This is a genomic window from Gleimia hominis (genome assembly GCF_032085515.1).
GTDB lineage: Bacteria > Actinomycetota > Actinomycetes > Actinomycetales > Actinomycetaceae > Gleimia > Gleimia hominis.
This window is the reverse complement of record NZ_JASXSX010000001.1, coordinates 670,871-691,890: the sequence shown is the minus strand read 5'-3', so window position 1 is coordinate 691,890 and position 21,020 is coordinate 670,871. Positions and strand designations below refer to the sequence as shown.

Annotated in this window: 19 protein-coding genes; 10 read left to right on the top strand and 9 right to left on the bottom strand. The window is 53.8% G+C overall.

From position 1 onward, the window contains the following. Positions 1-346 precede the first annotated feature (346 nt). Positions 347-946, top strand: a complete 600-nt coding sequence (gene wrbA, locus QS713_RS02845; RefSeq protein ID WP_313272280.1) for an NAD(P)H:quinone oxidoreductase — start codon at positions 347-349, stop codon at positions 944-946. 47 nt (positions 947-993) lie between these two features. On the opposite strand, the gene thrC is transcribed toward wrbA, so the two are convergent. Next, positions 994-2,427 (bottom strand): threonine synthase, encoded by a 1,434-nt coding sequence (thrC, locus tag QS713_RS02840; protein ID WP_313272278.1) that lies wholly within the window; start codon positions 2,425-2,427, stop codon positions 994-996. A 224-nt stretch (positions 2,428-2,651) separates the two neighbouring features. On the opposite strand from thrC, the gene QS713_RS02835 reads away from it, so the two are divergent. Further along, positions 2,652-3,083, top strand: coding sequence for a GNAT family N-acetyltransferase (locus tag QS713_RS02835; protein ID WP_313272276.1), 432 nt, complete (start codon positions 2,652-2,654; stop codon positions 3,081-3,083). A 181-nt stretch (positions 3,084-3,264) separates the two neighbouring features. Here QS713_RS02835 and QS713_RS02830 read toward each other — a convergent pair whose 3' ends face one another. Continuing rightward, positions 3,265-4,116 (bottom strand): hypothetical protein, encoded by an 852-nt coding sequence (locus QS713_RS02830; RefSeq protein ID WP_313272274.1) that lies wholly within the window; start codon positions 4,114-4,116, stop codon positions 3,265-3,267. Positions 4,117-4,308: 192 nt separating this feature from the next. Here QS713_RS02830 and QS713_RS02825 point away from each other — a divergent pair, with 192 nt between their 5' ends. Further along, complete coding sequence (locus QS713_RS02825; RefSeq protein WP_313272273.1) at positions 4,309-5,598, top strand: M18 family aminopeptidase; 1,290 nt, start codon at positions 4,309-4,311, stop codon at positions 5,596-5,598. 211 nt (positions 5,599-5,809) lie between these two features. Here the strand turns inward: QS713_RS02825 and QS713_RS02820 are convergent, their stop codons facing one another. Then, positions 5,810-7,381, bottom strand: a complete 1,572-nt coding sequence (locus QS713_RS02820; protein ID WP_313272271.1) for an aspartate:alanine exchanger family transporter — start codon at positions 7,379-7,381, stop codon at positions 5,810-5,812. A 52-nt stretch (positions 7,382-7,433) separates the two neighbouring features. On the opposite strand from QS713_RS02820, the gene QS713_RS02815 reads away from it, so the two are divergent. Then, positions 7,434-7,826, top strand: a complete 393-nt coding sequence (locus QS713_RS02815; protein WP_313272270.1) for an Hsp15 family ribosome-associated heat shock protein — start codon at positions 7,434-7,436, stop codon at positions 7,824-7,826. A 16-nt stretch (positions 7,827-7,842) separates the two neighbouring features. On the opposite strand, the gene QS713_RS02810 is transcribed toward QS713_RS02815, so the two are convergent. After that, positions 7,843-8,469, bottom strand: coding sequence for a hypothetical protein (locus QS713_RS02810; protein WP_313272268.1), 627 nt, complete (start codon positions 8,467-8,469; stop codon positions 7,843-7,845). Positions 8,470-9,340: 871 nt separating this feature from the next. Between QS713_RS02810 and QS713_RS02805 the strand changes: the two genes are divergently transcribed. Continuing rightward, on the top strand, positions 9,341-10,189 hold the full coding sequence (locus QS713_RS02805) for an aldo/keto reductase (protein WP_313272267.1): 849 nt from the start codon (positions 9,341-9,343) through the stop codon (positions 10,187-10,189). Positions 10,190-10,528: 339 nt separating this feature from the next. Here QS713_RS02805 and QS713_RS02800 read toward each other — a convergent pair whose 3' ends face one another. Beyond that, the gene (locus QS713_RS02800; RefSeq protein WP_313272266.1) at positions 10,529-10,954 is read right to left on the bottom strand and encodes an Hsp20/alpha crystallin family protein; all 426 of its coding nucleotides are present in this window, start codon (positions 10,952-10,954) and stop codon (positions 10,529-10,531) included. Positions 10,955-11,421: 467 nt separating this feature from the next. Between QS713_RS02800 and QS713_RS02795 the strand changes: the two genes are divergently transcribed. From QS713_RS02795 to QS713_RS02780, 4 genes are all read left to right on the top strand, one after another. Beyond that, positions 11,422-11,829 (top strand): ACT domain-containing protein, encoded by a 408-nt coding sequence (locus tag QS713_RS02795; protein ID WP_102216366.1) that lies wholly within the window; start codon positions 11,422-11,424, stop codon positions 11,827-11,829. Positions 11,830-12,052: 223 nt separating this feature from the next. Further along, positions 12,053-13,369, top strand: a complete 1,317-nt coding sequence (locus QS713_RS02790; protein WP_313272265.1) for a DUF4921 family protein — start codon at positions 12,053-12,055, stop codon at positions 13,367-13,369. Positions 13,370-13,421: 52 nt separating this feature from the next. After that, on the top strand, positions 13,422-14,351 hold the full coding sequence (gene rarD, locus QS713_RS02785) for an EamA family transporter RarD (RefSeq protein ID WP_313272264.1): 930 nt from the start codon (positions 13,422-13,424) through the stop codon (positions 14,349-14,351). A gap of 220 nt (positions 14,352-14,571) precedes the next feature. After that, positions 14,572-14,814, top strand: a complete 243-nt coding sequence (locus QS713_RS02780; protein WP_102216369.1) for a DUF4235 domain-containing protein — start codon at positions 14,572-14,574, stop codon at positions 14,812-14,814. A gap of 354 nt (positions 14,815-15,168) precedes the next feature. Here the strand turns inward: QS713_RS02780 and QS713_RS02775 are convergent, their stop codons facing one another. Then, positions 15,169-15,426 (bottom strand): HPr family phosphocarrier protein, encoded by a 258-nt coding sequence (locus QS713_RS02775; RefSeq protein ID WP_102216370.1) that lies wholly within the window; start codon positions 15,424-15,426, stop codon positions 15,169-15,171. Between the two features lie 164 nt (positions 15,427-15,590). Between QS713_RS02775 and QS713_RS02770 the strand changes: the two genes are divergently transcribed. Continuing rightward, positions 15,591-17,282: a phosphoenolpyruvate--protein phosphotransferase gene (locus QS713_RS02770; RefSeq protein WP_313272262.1), complete on the top strand. Its 1,692-nt coding sequence runs from the start codon at positions 15,591-15,593 to the stop codon at positions 17,280-17,282. Positions 17,283-17,393: 111 nt separating this feature from the next. On the opposite strand, the gene QS713_RS02765 is transcribed toward QS713_RS02770, so the two are convergent. The 3 genes from QS713_RS02765 to QS713_RS02755 all read right to left on the bottom strand — a co-directional run bounded on the left by QS713_RS02765 (position 17,394) and on the right by QS713_RS02755 (position 20,704). Then, the gene (locus tag QS713_RS02765; protein ID WP_313272260.1) at positions 17,394-17,750 is read right to left on the bottom strand and encodes a sterol carrier family protein; all 357 of its coding nucleotides are present in this window, start codon (positions 17,748-17,750) and stop codon (positions 17,394-17,396) included. Between the two features lie 77 nt (positions 17,751-17,827). Continuing rightward, positions 17,828-19,162, bottom strand: a complete 1,335-nt coding sequence (gene gdhA / locus QS713_RS02760; RefSeq protein WP_313272259.1) for an NADP-specific glutamate dehydrogenase — start codon at positions 19,160-19,162, stop codon at positions 17,828-17,830. Positions 19,163-19,771: 609 nt separating this feature from the next. Next, positions 19,772-20,704 carry a hypothetical protein gene (locus tag QS713_RS02755; RefSeq protein WP_313272257.1) on the bottom strand — a complete coding sequence of 311 codons (933 nt, stop codon included), beginning with the start codon at positions 20,702-20,704 and terminating at the stop codon, positions 19,772-19,774. Positions 20,705-21,020: the final 316 nt, after the last annotated feature.

Here is a 21,020-nt window from a genome sequence, read left to right as displayed (position 1 = left end):
CTCCTTAAAAATCCATATTGAGTCTCTTGCACTCAAGTTTACTTTCACGCATTCACGTGTCAACTCGAATGCCTCAAACTTGAGTCTACTTAACTCAACGTTAGGACCTTCATTTATATTCCAAACCCACCGCGAACCTCATGTGCATTAGCTCACTTCCAAACGGTGAAGGTACCCTCAAGTGAGAAACAGGCGAACTAGCGCACCAAAAGGCGAGTTTTATTCCCAAGTTGTTAGTGAGAATTAGCGCCCCGGGCCCTGTTGCAAACCGAAAACTTGCGTGCAATCGTTAAAGCAATCGACGAAAACAGACCGCTAAAAAGCGAACCAACGAAAGGCATTCAAAATGACGAAACTTGCAGTTATTTACTACTCAGCAACAGGACATGGCACCAAAATGGCGAAAATCGTGGAAGAAGCCGCGAAAGAAGCCGGTGCGGACGTGCGCGTGCGGCACATTAAAGAAACAGTGGACCCCGAGGTGTTTGCCAACAACCCAGCGTGGACGGCGAACTACAACGCCACCAAGGATCTGCCACCCGCAACCGGAGAGGACATAGAGTGGGCAGACGCGGTAATCTTCGGCTCCCCCACCCGGTTCTCAAACGTGACCGGCCAGTTCCAATCTTTCTTGGATACGCTCGGCGGCTTGTGGGCAGAGGGAAAGCTGGCGGACAAGGTGTACGCAGCATTCACCTCATCGAACACGCTGCACGGAGGCCAAGAAACCACCCTGATGAAAATGTACCAAACCATTATTCACATGGGAGGCTACATTGTGACACCAGGGTACACGGATCCGCTCAAGTTCACCGACGGAAACCCGTACGGCGTGGGGCACGTTACCGGAATCAACAACGACAAAGAGCTGCCAGAGTCCACGAAGGCTGCTCTCAAGCACATGACCAAACGAGTTCTTAAGGTTGCCGGCAAGCTAGCGAAGTAACCGCTACGCGCCCGGAAGGCGAGCGAAGTGACCGTTTAGGGGCGCCGCTACCCGTCGACTGTCTTCCGAATCAGATTCTTCACAGAATCAACACTTTTCGGCAGGTGAGTCACGTGTCGCGGCGCTTTTTCAATACCGGCAAACCGAGGGGGTACCTTGGGGGTAAAACCAAGTGCTTGCTCAATGGTGTCCGCGAACTTCACGGGTAAGGCGGTTTCTAGCACAATCATTGGTTCCTCACCGAGGTGCTTCCTGCTGACGTTCCAAGCGTCCGCCGTGTGAGGGTCCATAAGTACCCCATGCTGGCGATGCACCTCCGCGATCCCCCTCAGCCGATCAGCATGCGTGGAGGAACCCGAGTCGAAACCAAACTCCTCCCGCGCACGCTCCACAGCCTCGTGGGCAGACAAATCGAAGTACCCCCTAGTGTTCAACTGGCTTCCAAACAGTTCCCGAACCCGGCCAGTATCGCACCCAAGCAGATCGAACACGAAACGCTCAAAGTTCGACGCCTTGGAAATGTCCATTGAGGGACTAGACGTCTCTAAAGTCTCCGCGGATGAACGTACCCTGTACACTCCAGTGCGGAAAAACTCATCCAACACATCGTTTTCGTTAGTTGCCACCACGAGTTTTTCAATAGGCACCCCCATGCTTCGTGCCACGTGACCAGCGCAAACGTCACCAAAATTGCCTGTGGGGACGGAAAAAGAAACCCGCTGTCCGGGATCGCCACTAACCTGAATCCACGCAGCAACGTAGTAAACCACTTGTGCGAGAAGCCGAGCCCAGTTAATCGAATTCACAGCGCCAATCGAGTATCTGCGTTTGAACCGCGCATCCGCCGATACCGCTTTAACTACATCCTGACAATCATCAAAAACACCATCTAAAGCCACATTTATGATTCTCGGATCATCGATCCCAAACATTTGCGCTTGTTGAAAAGGCGTCATCCTCCCAGCAGGGGTGAGCATAAAAACCCGGATATTTTTCTTCCCAAGCATGGCGTATTCAGCTGAAGACCCCGTGTCACCCGAGGTAGCACCAAGGATATTTAGTTCAGTCTCGTTTGCTGCCAGCACGTACTCGAACAACTGGCCCAGCATCTGCATTGCCATATCTTTGAACGCCGCAGTTGGCCCATTCGACAGGTGGAGCATCCAGGTACCCTCATCAATTTTCGACACCGGAGCCACTTTTGCCGTCGAAAACTTCGCTTCCGAGTACGCTCTTAGGCATAGACGCTGCAGTGCCTCACGCGGAATATCGTCGATGTACAACGACATTACGGCGCAAGCCAGACCCGGGTACCCCCTGCGTTCAAAAACCGTTTTCAACGCAAGAAGGTCTTCTTCTGACAGATGCGGGTAGTGCTCCGGCATGTAAAGGCCGCCGTCGGGCGCAAGACCAGCCAACAGTATTTCCGTAAACGACAAAGAAGGGTCCTGGGGCTTACCACGGGTAGAACGGTATCTCATGGCTTAAGCCTACCGTTTTGCGAAAAAGTAGCATGAGGGTACTTAGCGAACAAAGGTGATTGCGGTACCCCCCCTGCGAACCAACGCTAGAAACAAACCGGCATCCCCCAAGTGTTTTTCCTTGAAAACCACATAATTTGGGTTGCGAACAGGTTTATTCGCACACTATTAACTGCTTAACGCGTACACTGAGGTGGAATTAGTCGTCCATTAAGGGGGTACCTATGCCCATTGAGCGAATCAAAACACCGACCGACGAGCTGAAACAAGCGATGGATCGTTTGATCCCCCAGCTTTCACGCTCATCAAAACCACTGGAAGCGGACGGACTCAAGCGTTTACTAGATCAAGAGTGCGTCCATTTTCTTGTCTACCGCTCACCCGACACTGGAAATATTGAGGGGATGCTAACTCTCGTAATATTCGACATTCCCACCGGTAGGCGAGCCTGGATCGAAGATGTAGTTGTCTTAGATTCCACGCGCGGCAAAGGCGCAGGCCAGAGGCTGGTCGAAGCGGCGATTAAGGAAGCGGAAGAAAGCCAGTGCCGGACGATCGACCTGACGTCACGCCCTACCCGTGAAGCCGCTAACCGGCTTTACAAACGGTGCGGATTTGAGTTGCGCGAAACCAACGTTTACCGGTATGGCGCATAGCAACTCGGCAAACCTCTCGCAGCCCCGTCAGTTCTCTTTCACATAACCGCACATCAGCGGCACATAACCTAATAACAGTGGGCCGCGCAATGACGCGGTAACAAGGAGGGTACCTGCAGGTGCTGTCCTTGTTATCGCACCTACACTCCGCGCAGTTGGGTGGCAATACCGTCGGGGGTACTTAGACGGTGAGCCACGTCGCGTAAAAATGTGCCGCAACGTATGCGGTTGCTAAAGCGGTTATTAAGCACAGCGCCCATCCAGAAAGCCGTGCGTGCTTCAAAGTGAAACTGGCGATGATGCTCATAGATTCTTTGAATCCCTTTTTTCGCGCCAGCACTGAGGTTACTAGCGCGGGCAGGTTTACACACGCACCGAAGACGAGAGCTCCCAGGATACTCATGAAAATCGTCTGCGTAGAGAGCGATGCTGTGGCGGCTAAGAAGGATGGGTCCAAGACTAGGATGCACGCGACCAGCAAGCATGCCAGCGGGGGTACCCACGTTGAATTGGTGACAGCTCGTCCAATCGCGGTAACTGCACTACCCACTATGTCTTTAAGAATTCCTGAGGTTTTGGTTGCGTTGGCACTTGTTGCTTCGTTACCACTTTCACCCACTTCTGCGCCTCTGTGAATGGGGGTACCTTGAGCGTGAGTCTGCTCCGACTCCCAGGTACCCCCGCCACTTTGGCCCTCAAAATCGCTGCTTACGCGTACGAGTTTACGAATGGTTCTGCCCGGGTACCTCAGTAAAATAAGCGTCGCGACCACCAAAAACGCAAGTACCCCCGCTTCTAAAAACCCCATCCAGACTGGGGTTTCGTCACTTTCAGCAGAAATGTTCAAATGCCCAGCTATGAGTAAGGCACGCAAACTGAGCATCACAAAAGCAGTGGCTGGGACCATTCCCCAAGCCAAGAAATGTAGCTTTCCATTTGATGCATGCGCATGCATACCCGCAACTATGACCAGCAGTATCGTGGCATCCACCTGCGACATGCCAAAAACCAGCATTTTAAACAACTCGTGCATGTACCTTAACGCCCTCCTCACGAGTTGTAGTAACAAGCACCGTTTTTACGATAGCGGATTCTTCCAACACTATTCGGCACTACTTAAGCTAGGTTTCAGAAACCTACCCCTCCCCCGCATTCCCACACTCACATCACTTCGCATGGCTATAACTTCCCGTTTATGCTGTAGTGCCAAGGTACGATCGGAGTTATGAGTAATGATCAAACCCTTATTGACAAGAATGCAGCAGATTTTGCGCGATTTGTTGAGGAGTCGCCATCTTCATACCACGCGGCTAACGCGCTCGTTAATCGTTTCAAACAAGGTGGTTTCACAGAGGTAGCTGAAGTTGAATCGTGGCCATCCGAACCGGGTAGTTACCTATTTTCCCGCGATGGCGCAGTATTAGCATGGAAGATTCCGGATACAACCAAGAAACCTCAGGGCTTCAGAATCGTTGGCTCGCACACTGATTCCCCCACTTTTAAGGTGAAGCCGTCGGGGTCTTCTGTAACTGCTGACGGATGGGGGCAGATTGACGTCGAGGTTTACGGCGGGATGCTTACTAACTCTTGGCTTGATCGTGAACTAGGGTTTGCCGGCCGGCTTATTTCTGACGAGGGTACCCAGGTTCTGGTTCGTACCGATGCGGTGGCGCGCATTCCTCAATTGGCGATACATCTTGACCGGGGCGTTAACACCAATGGGTTGAAGTTAGACAATCAACGGCACCTGCATCCTGTATGGACTCTCGATACGGATCTGAATTTCTTAGATTATGTAGCTGACCAGGCAGGTTTGGGATCTCAAAAACGGATTTTGGGGCACGATTTAGTTGCGTATGTGACTCAGAAACCTGAGCGGTTCGGTAACGATAAGCAGTTTTTGGCTTCGGGTCGGTTGGACAATCTCAGTTCTGTTCACCCTGCTTTGGTGGCGTTCCTCGATTTGGATATGTCACGGCACGAAGACATTTGTGTTTTTGTTGCTTTTGATCATGAGGAGATTGGTTCGGCCTCACGTTCGGGTGCTGCTGGCCCAATTCTTGAGGGTACTTTGCGGAGGTTGGCATCGCTTTTTGACGACTCCACGCAGTATTATCAGCAGATGATTGCCCACTCTTCGTGTGTTAGTGCAGATGCTTCACATGGGGTACATCCCAACTACTCGGAGTATCACGATCCTCAAACGCATCCAATCTTGGGTAAAGGCCCTGTGCTGAAGCTTAATGCGAATCAGCGTTACGCCACGGATGCGGTGGGGAGTGCTTTGTGGAACCGTGCGTGTGCGAGTGCCGAGGTACCCTCGCAGGCATTTGTTTCTAATAACGCGATTCCGTGCGGCTCCACCATAGGCCCCATTACCGCTACTCGGCTGGGGATAACGACTGTGGATGTTGGGATCCCAATTCTTTCTATGCATTCCGCTAGAGAAATGTGTCATCTGGCAGATCTTCACTACCTGTCGCGCGGATTGCGTAGCTACTGGGAAGCTGCCTAGCGCCCGTTGCTTAACACCCCGAGTGCCCTAGGTACCCCCACCCAAAAACACCCCACCACGCCCAGGTACCCCCCCCCACCACGCCCAGGTACCCTCGCGCGAAGACAATGCGATTGCCCGCGGGCACCGTGGCAAGGAGGGGGGGAACCGTTTAGACGTGCGAGAAATCGTTTAGACGTGCGAGAAATCGTTTCGACGTGCGAGGCGTTGTTTAGAACGGTATCGCCATGGCGGGGACGAGCAGGATTTTCGTGATTATAGAAGACGCGAACAAACCAGCGTACGCAGCTTCAACGCGTTCGTCGGAAACTTTGGCGCTCGCTTCTTGGTACACGGCGGGCTGGCCAAGGAACCCTGCTACCGCTCCGGCGGTGCGCGGCGCTGAAAGTTTTAGGAACCACCCGGCAAATACGATCAGTATCAATGAAGCCGCTACGGTTACGACCGCCAGGAGCACGGCCCGCCACCCCAAGGGGCTGGTGAGGATACCCCAGAATTCTGACCCAGCTCCGAGCCCTAGGGCTCCTAAGAAGAACAGTAGTCCTAGCTGACGGATGGTCAGATTCGCCGCTTCCGGCATGGACCACACCAGCACCCCGGTGCGGCGTAAACCGCCGAGCACCATCCCAACGATTAGCGGCCCCGCAGCGGCCCCCAGACTGAAAGTACCCCCACCGGGCATCGGGAATGTCACCAGGCCTAGGAACATCCCTAAGACAAGCCCGAGGCCTAAAGCTAGCGCATCCACCTCACTAACTCGTTTTTCCGAGTCCCCTAGATAAGCGGACACGGCCCGTAATTCTGCGCTAGGTACCGCCACTGAAACCTGGTCTCCGGGCTGTAGTTGGAGCTCATCGGTAGCAAGTATTTCCAAATCACCTCTACGTACCCTCGTGATAACCGCCCCAAATTTCACGGGCAAATTTAAGTGAGCAATGGACCTACCGGCAACGTCGGGGTTTGAAACGGTGATGCGTTCAAAGTCAACATGGCGCCGGTCGTCAGCCAGGTGCTGCGCCGCCTCTTCCCCCACTTCCCGTATTGCAGCTTCCACTGCTTGAGGCGGGCCTACAATAACGACTTTATCGTCAGGTAGCAGATCTTCCCCTGGGACGACGACCCGCGTGCGGTCCGCGCGACGCAGGTATGACATGCGCACTCTACCTTGCTTCCACGCGTTAACATCACGGACGTTGACCTGTTGTTTAACGTGTGCCGTACGCGCTTCCAGCCTAGTCCCAGCCATTGAGGGGGTGTCTTTTTCACCTTTCCACTTAGCTCTAGCTACCATGCTGACTGCTATGAGTCCGACCAGGACTCCGAAGGGGTACCCAACTGCGTATCCGGCGCTGGGGGCGGCTGTGTCAGTTAGTTGTAATGCCGTGTCTAACGCGGGCGCGGCGGTCAGCGCTCCGGTGTAGAGCCCTGCAGTTAAATCAAATGGCATATTCAGGCTGAGAGCCACTAAGACCGCAACTACCGCACCTAATATCGAAGCCAGCGCCGCAGCGACCATGAGTGGTGTTTGCTGGCGAAGCTGTGACATGAATGTGGACCCAGCTGAAATACCTACGGTGTAGACGAATAGTGCCAGTCCCATGCTTTGCAGCAGCGCCATGTTTTCCCCGAGTGCGGGATGCGCAGCCGACAGTGCGAGACCTACAAAAAGTGCTCCCGCGGCCCCAAACCGAAGCGGCCCAAACCGCACTTGCCCCAACGTGGCGCCAAGTGCGACAACCAGAAAGAACGTGAGCAGCGGGTGCTCTGTAAGTAGTTGAAACAATATTTCTCCCTCGCGGTGGTTACGGCTACGATTGCGCGGGTACCATTGCGCTATGAGCGATGATACCGCGAGAGTAGATACGTGGCTGTGGAGTGTGCGCCAGGTCAAGTCTAGATCTAAGGCCTCTGCCGAGTGCCGTGCGGGACACGTTAAAGTCAATGGCAAGACCGCTAAACCTAGCCAGAAGGTTGCGGTGGGTGATACCGTGACGTACCGCGTTCAGGGATTTGACCGGGTTCTTGAGGTTCTTCAGGTACTAAAAACCCGAGTGGGAGCTCCGTTGGCGGTGCAGGCTTACGCGGATCACTCCGAGCCGCGACCGGAGCCGATGCGGTTTTTTATGCCTGTGCGTAGGTTACCGGGTAGTGGACGTCCGACGAAGCGGGAACGTCGCCAGCTTGACGCTCTGCGTGGTCGGGACACTAATGAGGGAAGGTTCCGCTAGCGTTCCCGGAGTGGTTTTACTCGTCTTCTCCGTAAGCTACCTCAAGCGCGTGTTTCCACGTGCCATAGATTTGGCGCATGGATGCGCCTGATGGGACCCGGTTATCGGATTCTCGGGCCCACTCGGTGTAGGCCGCGTAGGAGGCTACCTGGTTCTGTTCTTCGCATTCATTGATGAAGGTTCTAAGGGCCTTGACGCGGTCTTCGGGTGAGAATGTGACGTTTGCGCGGCCGAGTTTTCCGTCGGAGCCTGCGTCTAAACCGACTTGCTCGAGCGCTAGCGACCATCGCCCGCCTAGCCGGGCGATGATTGTCTGCGACGTTGGAGGCCACAGCTGCTTTCCTTTGGCGGATTGTAGCCGCAGGTCGCGCAGGACTAGTCGACGGACGGCATCGTAACGGGTTACGGAAAGTTTTCCGCCTTCGTTTTGGATCGTCGCGTAAGAGCGGTTTGCGCGCTCGGTGATTTTGCCGGCTATCTCTTCGGCGTCGTTTACCCTCAGACGTTTCAGAACTTTAGTGAGCTCTTCTCCGTCAAACTTATTTGAAGATGATGCGAGCTCGTCAGAGTTAACGCCATTTGCGTAGATGTAGCAAAGCGTTAGCAGTAGCAGCTCTTGCGAAAACGCCTGTTTTTGTATCATGGTCGACTTGATAGCTCCTGCATTCTAGTACGTCACGTGACCTAGAGGCTTACCTTACAGTCACGGGCCAACTTGTGTTATTTGAACCGATCGAATGTTAGCGGCCTGTTATGAAGAAGTGGAGCGAAAGATTCCCAGTCTTGCGTCTGTAGTTTCTCTAATACGGCTTTCAAAACTGCCCTAAAAGTTCTTTTGCCAGTAACCAGATGTTTCCAAATGTTTACCGGATATTAAAGATCACTTCACAAATTCGCAATCACTTTCTTTCTACCAAATAGGCCTCGTACATTCTTTCTATTTGCTTATAGTAGATCATTTTACGCAACGTTATGTTCCGAGTTTTAGCATCACTAACATTGCACATCAATGACGCCGAACAGAGCTGCTTTTCTCAGCACTTCCCGTCCACAAGAGCGTTCGTTTTTGAGAAAAGGTTTCCATTCGCTGGCTCTAAGTTACCATATTGGCGAGCCACATCACACCCTACTTGAGTGGATTAACCCGGGTTTTCAGCAAATTCCCAGATTTGCATATTGGTGCTGCATTCACCGCCTCCTAACGTTATACCGTGGCTAATATTATGGACAGCACCATAGCGCTATTTAGGATTAATTGCGAGACATTTCTTGAAGCTGGGCACAGATTCTTTAAAAACGCTCGTTAGCGCTCAAAGAATTGTGTTAGCGCAGTTGAGTTCTAAGCATTTTCGCATTTGCGTCTAAAACTGACTTGTTTTTGCGTTATTTGAGGTTCCCCTAACTTTACGCACGGCTTGTTATTTTGACACTGCTTGGCCGCCGTTTCCCCTTCTGAATAGGGATTAGGGGCTGTATAGACTAGGGGGTACTTAGAGATTGTCAAGGAGGCATCAATGACTGGACTGAATGTACCGACAATTACGCTGAATGATGGCCATGGGATTCCCCAGCTTGGATTGGGTACGTATAAAGTTGCGCCTGAGGATGCTGCGCGTGTGGTTCGTGAGGGGGCTGGCCTCGGTTACCGTCATTTCGACACCGCCCAGATGTACCACAACGAGAAAGAAGTTGGTGAGGGGCTGAAGACCGCAGGGCTTGAGCGTTCGGAGTTTTTTCTTACAACTAAGCTGAACAATAACAATCACGAACCCGATGATGCTCGTCGCAGTTTCGACCAGTCTTTGAAGGACTTGGGGGTGGACTATGTGGACTTGTTCCTCATTCACTGGCCACTTCCTACGCTTTATGGCGGGGATTTTGTCAGCACTTGGAAGGTTCTTGAGGAGTTTCACGCGGATGGCCGAGCGAAGTCGATAGGCGTGTCGAATTTCCAGGTTGACCACCTGCAAAAGGTTCTGGATGAGGGCAGCGTTAAGCCTGCGATTAATCAGATTGAGGTACATCCTTTCTTGCCGAACAACGAGGTGCGGGAGTTCTGCCAAAGTCACGATATTGCGATTGAGGCGTGGTCGCCTCTGGCACGTGGGAAAGTGATCGACGATCCGGTACTCACAGAGGTTGGGAAGGCGCACGGGAAGACAGCTGGGCAGGTGGCGTTGCGTTGGGCTATTGAGCGTGGCGACATCGTGTTCCCCAAATCCCTCAGGAAAGAGAGGATGGCGGAAAATGCGGACATTTTCGATTTCAAACTCACGGACAAGGACAAGCACATCATTGAAGGCTTGGATTTAGGTGAGGAGGGCCGGACGGGCTCACACCCAGACACGATGGATCGCATGTAAGCCTGAACACGGTGAGCGCTCATAGCCAGAACGGTCAAGGTCCAATCAAGCAATGAGCGAGTAGGTAGCAGGTAGGTACCGCCTTAGTTGCAGACAAAAAAGGGGTCGCCCACGTTTTCTGTGGACGGCCCCTTCCTTGGGAACAAGCTGTTTCTTATTCAAAAACAAGTTTTTCAAGAACAAGTTCCGAACGAAACAAGTTGCTCAAAACCAATCCTGATGCACTCGGGACCCAGCGTTGATTCACTAGCCTGCCCGCATGCACCTGACAGGTTTATGTTGTTGAACCGCAAGGTTGCGGCACAAGCTAACGCAATGGCGTTACTGATCGATAACGCGTTACTGATCGATAACTTTATTATCGCCAGTGTTGTGCTGCACCTGGATCTTGCGAGGCTTTGCCTCCTCAGCAACCGGAATGGTCAGCGTCAATACGCCATCTTCGTACTTAGCACCGATCGCATCGAGCGCAACCCCGTAACCGAGCGTCAGTTGACGAGCAAACGTGCCGACCGGGCGTTCGTGAGTGAGCCACTCTACCTTCTCACCCTCAACTTCGGAACGTTCAGCACGCACAGTCAGCGTGCGGTCCTCAACATCAATATCAATGGACTTTGGATCCACACCTGGCAGATCCATCTGCGCATAGTACTTATCGCCATCGCGGTAAAGGTCGAGTGGCATTGCCGGCGACGTCGGCGTCTGGCGCAGCATCGCATCCATCATACGGTTCATGTCGCGGAACGGTTCGTAATACCTAGCCATTTTTCTTCCTTTCTGTCTTGCAACACTTCCATTCTGGCACTCTTCCCCCTCGAGTGCCAAGCAAAGTTGAGCGCAATTCACTCAAGGCTGAACAAAACGCTTGAATCGGCACCCACAAACCAAATAAGGCTCATCGAAACCGCAGAACTGAAAAACGTAGGCAAGCTGAAGGATACGTAGGCAAGCCGAAGGAGACGTACGCAAACTGAAGGAGACGTAGGCAAGCTGAAGGATACGTAGGCAAGCTGAAGGAAGCATGAGCAAACTGCACCACGTGCAAAAAGCAATCCCCGCAAACTTAAACAAGACACATCGACCAACACCAACAACCTGAATAACGCGCGTGAAGCAGCACCGCTGAACCTGAATAACGCGCGGTAATTCACTGACGGCTTAACCGGGGGTACGTTGGCTTCTACACGTGAGACAGTATTAAAACTTTCAGGTAACTCGGGTATTTTCTAAGTATGGATAACACTCAATCACTCGACGAGATGCTCGCGAACATGGACATCCAATCGCAGGGCATCTATGTTTTCGCTAATCTTGACGAGATTCCCGAGGGGGTTGAACCCTTCGCTACCGTGCGCGAAAAAGAAGGCACCACGATCGTCATTTCGGAGGATCGAGCCGAAAAAGCTGGGCTTCCAACCGATAACCGTTTCGCACGAATAACCTTAGAACTGCCCTCTTCCCTGCTTTCGATTGGCCTTGCCGCCACCATCGGCCAGACCCTGGCAGCGCGCTCTATTACCTGCAACCAGTTAGCTGGTTTCCATCATGAACACCTGTTTGTTCAGGTCGATAAAGCCGATGAGGCACTGTCAATCATGCGGGACTTAAAAGAGCAAGCCAAAGGCTGGTTGCCTCGTTAAACAACACTGTCTTTACTGGCTAGGTATTTAACAGACACCGTTTTTACTGATTAGATCTTTGAAAGACACCGTTTTTATTCGATAACCCGTTATAATACACCGTTTTCGCCTGAGGGCCGGCACTGCAGAGTTCAACAATGCGTAAGCGTCGGCCCTAAGGGAAAGGATCTTCTTACCCAAAGGTTCCGCAAAATCGTGCGCTAGACGTTATAGGCTGGTGGATATGGCAAGAGAGCGCACAAAGATGCATTCAATAGACCGCCTCGCAGATGGGACTGTGAAGCAAAAGAACCTACTTACAGGCACAGAGGTGTGGACGGTACCTGGGCGTGACCACCGCCCTCTCGCGCCTCTTGACCCTAGTATCGAACCCATCGACCAAGCTCAGGCAGGGCGTTACTGCGCGTTCTGCGAAGACCGGTACATAGAAACCCCTCCAGAGAAAGCCCGCGTAATCCGCGACGCAGCGGGTAGTTGGCAAACCCTCACAGACCTCTCAGCTTCCGAACTCAATCAGACGGTAGCTGAGTTCCGCCGGATCCCGAACCTCTTTGAGATCGTCTCTTACAACTACTGGCACCTAAACCACGGCCACGTACCCTCAGAAACTGAACACCGCCGCATGGCTGACTACCTCGCCCACCCGCAAGGGTACGACCACGTGATGCGCGTGGTTAAAGCCAGGTTGAAAGCGTCCGGAATGTCCGAAGAAGATTACGCAAGCCTGGACGACGCCCAACTGTTAGCGCACGCCAACGGCTTCTTCTCGGGCGGACACGACCTCATCGTCGCCCGCCGCCACTACACGGACGACGCTAAAACAAACGTTGAACTCGCATCGTCAGGTACCCTCACGGAAGACGAACACTACCAGTACATGCAGTTCACCGCTCAAACCATGGAGGATCTATACGGACTCGACCCCGCGGTGCGATACGTCGCCTGCTTCCAAAACTGGTTGAAACCCGCGGGTGCCTCGTTCGACCACCTCCACAAACAGCTGGTGGCTATCGACGCGCATTCCGTGCAAACTGCGGCGGAACTACGCCGTATCCGCAAAGATCCACAGATCTACGAGCAGATCCTGTCCGTTGGAGTAACCGGGGACCTCATACTAGCCCAAAACGAACACGCAATTGCCATGGCGGGGTGGGGACATCGCTACCCTACTATCGCAATCTGGCCATTGGGGCCGGCGCGTAATCCGTGGGAAGTCTCGGCCGAAACGATGCGTGGCGTGTCAGACATTGTGCACGCCGCACACGCCGCAACAGGCAGCCAAGTACCCTGCAACGAAGAGTGGTACCACCGCCCCCCAGACATCAATACGCCCATGCGTTGGCGGATGCTGCTTAAATGGCGTATCTCCACTCTTGCTGGTTTTGAAGGGGGAACAAGAATCTACCTCAATACGATCGACCCGTGGGGTGTTCGCGACCGCGTCCTGCCGCAACTACACCAACTTCGTGACGCAGGAAAAATAAGTTCAGATATCGCCCTTGGAAGTGAATGCCACGTTTCAGCCGATCTTCTGTCTTGATCGAATGAACTAGTTTTCTACAGGCCTGAACCAGCGTGCTAACTTTACGTATATGCGCGAACTGAAACTGAACTCTCAGAAGAATTTTCTGCTCGGACTTTCCGTATACGTTCTCTGGGGGTTCTTTCCACTCTACTTTTCGCGCCTCGCCCCCGCAGGAGCATTCGAAGTTATTGCGCACCGGGCCATCTGGGGCCTGATTTTCTGCCTTTCATTAATGGCATGTACCGGGCGCTTGAGGCAGTTGCTGACCCTGTGGAAAGACAAACGTACCTTCTGGTTCCTCGTCCTCGCGGGGCACGCCATTGTTATCAACTGGGGCGTGTACGTTTGGGCCATTTTGCACGGCCACACCGTGGACGCGGCGTTAGGGTACTTCATTAATCCCCTTGTTACCGTGTTTCTCGCGGCAACCGTGCGGCACGAACGATTGAATGTTCTTCAGGCATTGTCACTGGCGTTAGGGGCCATCGCGATTATTGTGATGATCGCCGGGCTGGGGTACGTACCCTGGGTTTCGATCGGCCTGCCCGTAACGTTTGGGGTTTACTCCCTCATAAAGAAACAGGTTTCTACCACTGCCCCCGTAGTGACCGGCATGGCTTTGGAAACAATGGCAGTCGCTCCGCTTTTGATTGCGTATTTTGTTTACCTCGCGTGCACCGGGGGTACCTCGTTTCATAAACTGGCGCGTAACGGGGCAGGAGCAGAAGCCATGGTTGGGCACTTCGCCCTTTTAGTGGGTGCCGGACTGGTGACAGTTATTCCGCTGATCATGTTCGCCATGGCTGCTAGAGGCCTGTCACTCACGGTGCTTGGACTGCTGCAATACACCTCCCCGATTATGCAGCTGCTAATCGGCGTGTTCATTTTTCACGAACCGATGGAACCTGCTCGCTGGGTAGGTACCCTCATCATTTGGCTTGGATTAATGCTCCTAACCTGGGATTCACTGCGGTCAAAACGACACCCACACGCTTAGCAGCATGCGACATCTGGTAGACGGGGTACTTTGGACTAGCGAGGGTACTTTGAATGAGCCGGAGGTACTTTGAATGAGCCGGAGGTACTTTGGATACACGAGGGTACTTTGAGCAGGCAAGGGTTGTTGGACTCTTCCGCAGTGCATTCGCACCCTCGGTCTCAATTGGGCATGATAGAAGTAGATAGCGAACCATGTTCATCTTATTGAGGAGGAACTAATGAACGTCCCATACAAACTTGCTACAGCCGGTGCGCTAGCAGCTGCGGGCTTTGCGGCAAACCAGATTGTCAACCAAGGCTGGAAGGTATTCACCGGGCACGAGTCCCCTCAAAATGAAGATGAAGACCAGGTTGAACTAGTTGAGCTACTAGTTTTCGCCGCTATTTCTGGCGTATTAGCAACAATGGCTCGCCGGTACGTGCTGCGTGGCACCAAGAAGGCCTTCGCCAAATCCATCTAGGTTCCGGCTTCGACCATATTGATACAAATTAGGTTTATCTAGATTCCGGCTTAGCTGGTTCGGCGGCAAACACAATGCCGTTTGATATCAAAACAATAAAGTGCGCCTTAGTTATACAACTGGCGCGCTTTTGTTTTAGATACGTAGTCGGCTGTTAATAAAACGGAGGGGTTCAACCTCGCTTTAACCGACATTCTCTTTAGGCCCTGTCGACAAATCAGACAACCCCGGCCGACATCTCGGAAGGATCCAACCAAGTACTTACGCTCCCCCCCCCCAACCAAGTGCTCGCGCCCGCAGCCACGTGCCCGAACAGACCCCGACTAGACGTTAACGCTGATCTTAACCAAGCACTCAGACTGAACTCATGGGGGATGCGATGAGTTCGCAAACTGCTTCAACAGCCTTCTCATCGTCCGAGGTAACAGTTACCTCATCGCCATATTGCGCACCTAAAGTCATGATCATCAGGCCGGACTGCGCCTCAACAGTTTCTTCCCCCAACGAAATATAAACCGGACTGGTGGCCCGTTTCGCTTCTCGCGCAATAATCGCTGCTGGGCGGGCATGTAACCCCACTTCGGAGGCTACGGTGGCACTCCGTTTAACCACGGGAACCTCCTTGTTTTAGTAATATTCGCTCCTCCCATAGGTTTCCACATTTTCCTTATCTTTACTAACCCCTTTTTCGTGCTTTTCATTACAAATACTCAAACCCTATTAAGAAAACACGTATCTTTGTTTTAGGTACCCAAGTACCCCCTTGCAGAAAGGACGTGGCTAAGGTGGCACAGGAAAAGCCTGAACAAACAGTTCTATACGGCACTCCAGTGGTAGACGGGATCGCGTACGCACCAGTTGTTTGGACCCGCCGGCCCCCTATTCCAGATTTAACATCACCGGACCTGCCTGAGGAAAGACGCGGCGAGGAAGCCAAGAAATTCACGCAGGCCGCCGATGAGGTCACTGCGAAACTCCAAGAAAGAGCGGATTCCACCACGGGGCACGCGGCTGCTCTTCTATCCGTAACCGCGTCGATCGCATCCGACCCAGCTTGGCGTAAAGAAGTAACCAGGATGATCCGCCGCGGCACTCCAGCGGTACAGGCCACAATGCATGCAACCGACCGGTTTGTTACCAAGTTCGAAAAAGCCGGCGGGATCCTCGCTGAACGCACCACTGACCTGCGCGACGTGCGCGACCGCGTGATTGCGAAACTTCTTGGTCGTGAGGAACCGGGTATCCCAACCCCATCTGAACGGGTCGTACTATTCGCTGACGAACTCACTCCCGCTGACACCGCCGACCTAGACCCCACCCTGTTCGTCGCCATCGTCACCCAACTTGGCGGACCCACTTCCCACACCTCCATCATTGCCCGCCAACTCGGGCTACCTTGCATCGTTGCGGCCCGCGACATTTCTAATATTCATGAGGGTACCTACGTTCTGGTGGACGGTCAGCGCGGCACCATCCGCACGGACGCAACCCCTGAGGAAGCGCAGCGACGCGTCGACGCAGACCGTGAGCGCGTAGAACTCATCCAGAAATGGGCGGGTCCAGCGCAGCTAGCTGATGGTACCCCCGTGGAGCTACTAACGAATGTGCGCGATGGTGATACGGCCCGTGACGGCCGGTCAGTTGGCGCACAAGGTGTGGGCCTGCTCCGCACTGAGCTGTGCTTTCTGGGGGCAAGTGCAGAACCAACCGTTGAGCAGCAGCGCGCACTGTACCAGCCTGCGTTCGACGCCTTCCCTCATTCTAAAATCGTTTTCCGAACCCTAGACGCTGGTTCGGACAAGCCCGTTCCCTACGCGACCCTAACGGATGAGGCGAATCCAGCACTGGGGGTACGTGGGTTGCGCACATCGGGGCATAATCCCGGGTTGCTGCTCCACCAGCTAGACGCGATCGCCCAGTGCGCTCACGCCGCAAATCATGAGGACACGTGGGTTATGGCCCCCATGATTTCTACGATTCCTGAGGCCGAGTGGTTCACAAAGCTAGTTCACGAACGCGGGTTGAAAGCCGGCATCATGGTCGAGGTACCCTCCGTGGCAGTGCTGATTGATCAGTTCATGGAAATCGTTGACTTCGTTTCTGTCGGCACAAACGATTTGACGCAATACGTAATGGCTGCTGACCGTCTGTCCGCAGATTTAGCGGAGTACTCAGACCCGTGGCAGCCCGCCGCGCTCGCACTCATTTCGAACGTGGCGCGCGCCGGTATCCGTTCAGGTACCCCCGTCGGGGTGTGTGGTGAAGCCGCAGCTGACCCACTACTTTCCTGCGTGCTCGTAGGCATGGGAGTGACTTCACTATCCGTGGCTCCTCCGGCTCTGAAAGCAGTCGGCGCGCAACTGAGCCAGTTCACGTTGGAGCAGTGCCAAGAAGCTGCGCGCGCAGTTCGGGCCGCGCGCGACCAGGGGGATGCGCGGCACCGGGCTCGGCGCATATTCGAAATCTAACCCTTCTTTTGGCGACGGCTCCTGCTGAGTAATCTGGCGACGGTTTCTGCTGAGTAATCTGGCGACGGTTTCTGCTGAGTAGTGCGCTGACTAATCTGCCGAGCGTTATTTCTACTCGGGTACGAGCGGGAAATACGCCGATAATTCTGTTCGTTCCCCGGACGCCTGTACCTCACCGTTTTCCACCAGGTACCCCCATTGCTGAAGTCCAGTAACGAGCCCCAACCAGGCGTCCGCACGCATTTCCACAACCGCAGGTGGGGTACCGCGCCGGTGCGTGGTACCCCCAAGGATTTGCACCGCACCATACGGAGGTACCCTCACCTCAACAGAACGCCCGGGCACAGTTGCCGCGAGTTCCTCTAAGCTCCACCGCACGGCCGTGGCGACCGTAGGGCGCGATCGCTCCCCCGCCCGCCAACTCGCCACCGCGTTTAAACCCTGCGAGTCACTTATCCGCCGTTTCATACTCCCTCAGGTACCCCCTAGATATTGGGCGAAAATATCTCACCTTCAATATTGTAGGTAGAATTCAGACGGGCTGGTTAGATAACTCCGTGGGCAAGCATGGCATCAGCGACCCGTTCAAAGCCCGCAATATTGGCACCCAGAACGTAGTCTCCGGGACGACCGTATTCTTGCGCGGTCGCAACACAGTCGTCGTGGATCTGCTGCATGATCTTCGACAGTTGCGCTTCCGCCACGTCGAACGACCAGTGTGCCCGCGACGCATTTTGCTGCATTTCTAGCGCAGAAGTCGCTACCCCACCAGCATTTGCCGCTTTACCCGGACCAAACAGTACGTGCGAGGACTGCAGAAGTTCTATCGCCTGCGGTGTAGTTGGCATATTCGCACCTTCTGCTACCACGTGACAACCATTATTAAGCAGGGTTTGCGCGTCACGTTCGTTCAACTCGTTCTGCGTGGCACACGGTAGAGCTACGTCACAGGGTACCTGCCACACGTTTCCAGATTCGAAGAACTGCGCACCGGCTTTACGCTCCGCGTAGTCAGAAACGCGCCCGCGTTCAACTTCCTTCACTTGTTTCAGCAGGTCCACGTCTACCCCCTCTGGATCATGTACCCACCCCGATGAGTCCGATAGGGTTATTGGCTTCGCCCCTAGCTGGAGGGCTTTCTCAATCGCGTAAGTAGCAACATTGCCGGAACCAGAAATAGCTATCCGCTTACCCTCAATCGACTCGTTCTTTACCGCAAGCATGGATTGCGCAAACATAACTACGCCGTAGCCTGTTGCTTCCGTCCGCACCAGCGAACCACCGTACCCAAGCCCTTTACCGGTAAGTACCCCCGCCTCAAATCGGTTCGTTAAACGCTTATACTGCCCAAAGAGGTATCCAATCTCGCGTCCACCCACACCGATATCTCCCGCGGGTACGTCCGTGGCTTCACCAATGTGGCGGTACAACTCGGTCATAAACGATTGGCAAAACCGCATTACTTCGTTATTAGACTTTCCATGTGGGTCAAAATCAGAACCACCTTTTCCACCCCCGAGGCCCTGGCCTGTCAACGCGTTCTTGAAGATCTGTTCGAACCCGAGGAACTTAACGATGTTGCGATTAACCGTTTTATGGAAACGCAAACCGCCCTTGTATGGCCCAAGAGCCGAGTTGAATTCTATGCGGTACCCTCGGTTAACCCGTACTTTCCCCGCGTCATCGATCCACGGGACGCGGAAGATGATTTGCCGCTCAGGTTCCACCAGGCGCTCCAGCAGTGCATAGTCAGCGTAGTGTGAATGCCGGTTAATGGCCGGCTCTAAGCTCTCCAGCACTTCCCGTACCGCTTGGTGGAACTCTGGTTCAGCGGGATTGCGGCGCTGAACTTCTTCGAATACCTCTTCGACTCGGCTCATATATCAATTCCTCCTTCAGACCGACTCTCGCCAGCCTCCTTAAGACCGACTCTCGCCAGCCTCCTTAAGACCGACTCTCGCGAGCTGCCTTACGTTTACTCATGCGTCTTCCCTCCTGTGGCCCCTCAAGATCGTGTCGTTCGACAGGGGGTACCTACAGGTGTTTACGACACCTAGGCATTACCTCATAGAGGGTACTTTCAAATAGGAAAGCAATAGTCACTAAAGAGTAAACCGCAGCCAACGTAGTTAGCGATAGTTTTAATTCGGAGTTTTCCACATTTACACCTGTGAGTACCACCACGCGAAGCACAGATTTCTGCCACTAACGCCGGTTTCCGCAGAGGAGATACACAGGTGTGTACACAATTTCACATTTCATTCGCAGCGGGGAAAATGCTGTAGTTGACGCGTTTTACTAAGGGGGTACCTGAGGGAAATGGGTGTTTTCACACAGTTATCCACTGGTTTTTCCACAGGTGTGAGGATAAGTCCACAAACTATTTACACAGTTGTGGAAACGCCTGTGGATAACTTAGTAAGGCGCGTTGTCAAATTACAGTTTCACACCAAATTTGAATCCCAAACGTGTAAGACTCGGTCGGCTGCTCACAGCTGCATGCGCGCGACCGCGTCTTCAACTATCAGCTGCCACAAGTGCGGTGTGGACGGCGCACCATCCACCAGGCCCACCGGCACGCCCAGGTTTAGTCCCTGCCCGGGTTTGCGCGCATCCCACGCATGTGTGAGCGCGACCGCATCTGCGTTAACCTGCCCCGGTAGGTCCGTCACAGCTTTGTCCAATGCAGCCTTTTGCATTAACGCGTCAACACAGACCCACACTTGCACAAAATCCACAGACGCCGCGATTCTACTGGCGATCCGGTGATGCGTTGCGATTTTAGAGTTTATTAACGTCAGAACAATTGCTTTTTGAGGTACTTGCGCTCTCAATTGTTCAAATTCTTCCGCACTGCGCACGCGGCGTTGCTCACCGGGCAGCACGGTTCGCGCGCCCCCTAGCACGACTTCTGTGTCTACTCCGCGTCCTTCTAAGCGCCCTCGTAACCGCACGGCCACGTCAACAGCGGTTTCACTAGCACCTTGCTGGCCTACTACCAGCACCACGTCGCCGGCAGCAGCGTCAACCACGCGGACACCACCGGTGGGTAATCCCTCAGGAAATCCTAATGTGCGCAGAACTTTCCCGTATTTTGAGGAAGCGGGATTCAACGTCCACTGCGAATCAACGGAGGTAGACGCCGAATCTGTGGGCCGCTCGCCAGGTTCCGCGTTAATACGGCGGGCAGCGTCGGCGAACGGAAGCGGGGTGTCTGAACTAGCAAGTTTCGCCACTGCACGCCGGTGGTCAAGTTCGGCGGCACGCAACCCGCCTTGAACTCGCCTTTCTAAAGCTTCTGCCTCACTATTTGGAAGCGCTGTATCCGCTTCAAACGGGTCGGAAGCAGTATTTGCGGCCGTTGCATAAAGACGCCGGCGGGTTTCGCGCAATAACCGTTCTAGTTCTACTGCTTCGCTCACACCCACACCTCAACTAACTCGCACCTATCGCGGGAAATGCCTACAACGCCCATTCTTTCACGGTCGACCGCAATGGCCAATATTCAGAAAGTAGCCGCTAAAAACCCAGCTTCCCTCCAAAAGCCAAGCCCCCCACAAAAAACAAGCCGCCAAAAAGCAAGCCGCCAGAAACCAAGCCCTGCAAAAAGCAAGCCGCCAGAAACCAAGCCCCGCACCGGCATAGCCGCAGATAAAACGAGGGCCCGCACCAAGTGGGTGCAGGCCCTCCAGGGTATGGATAACTACTTAACCCTGCGTTACCGCTTCAGAGCAGCAA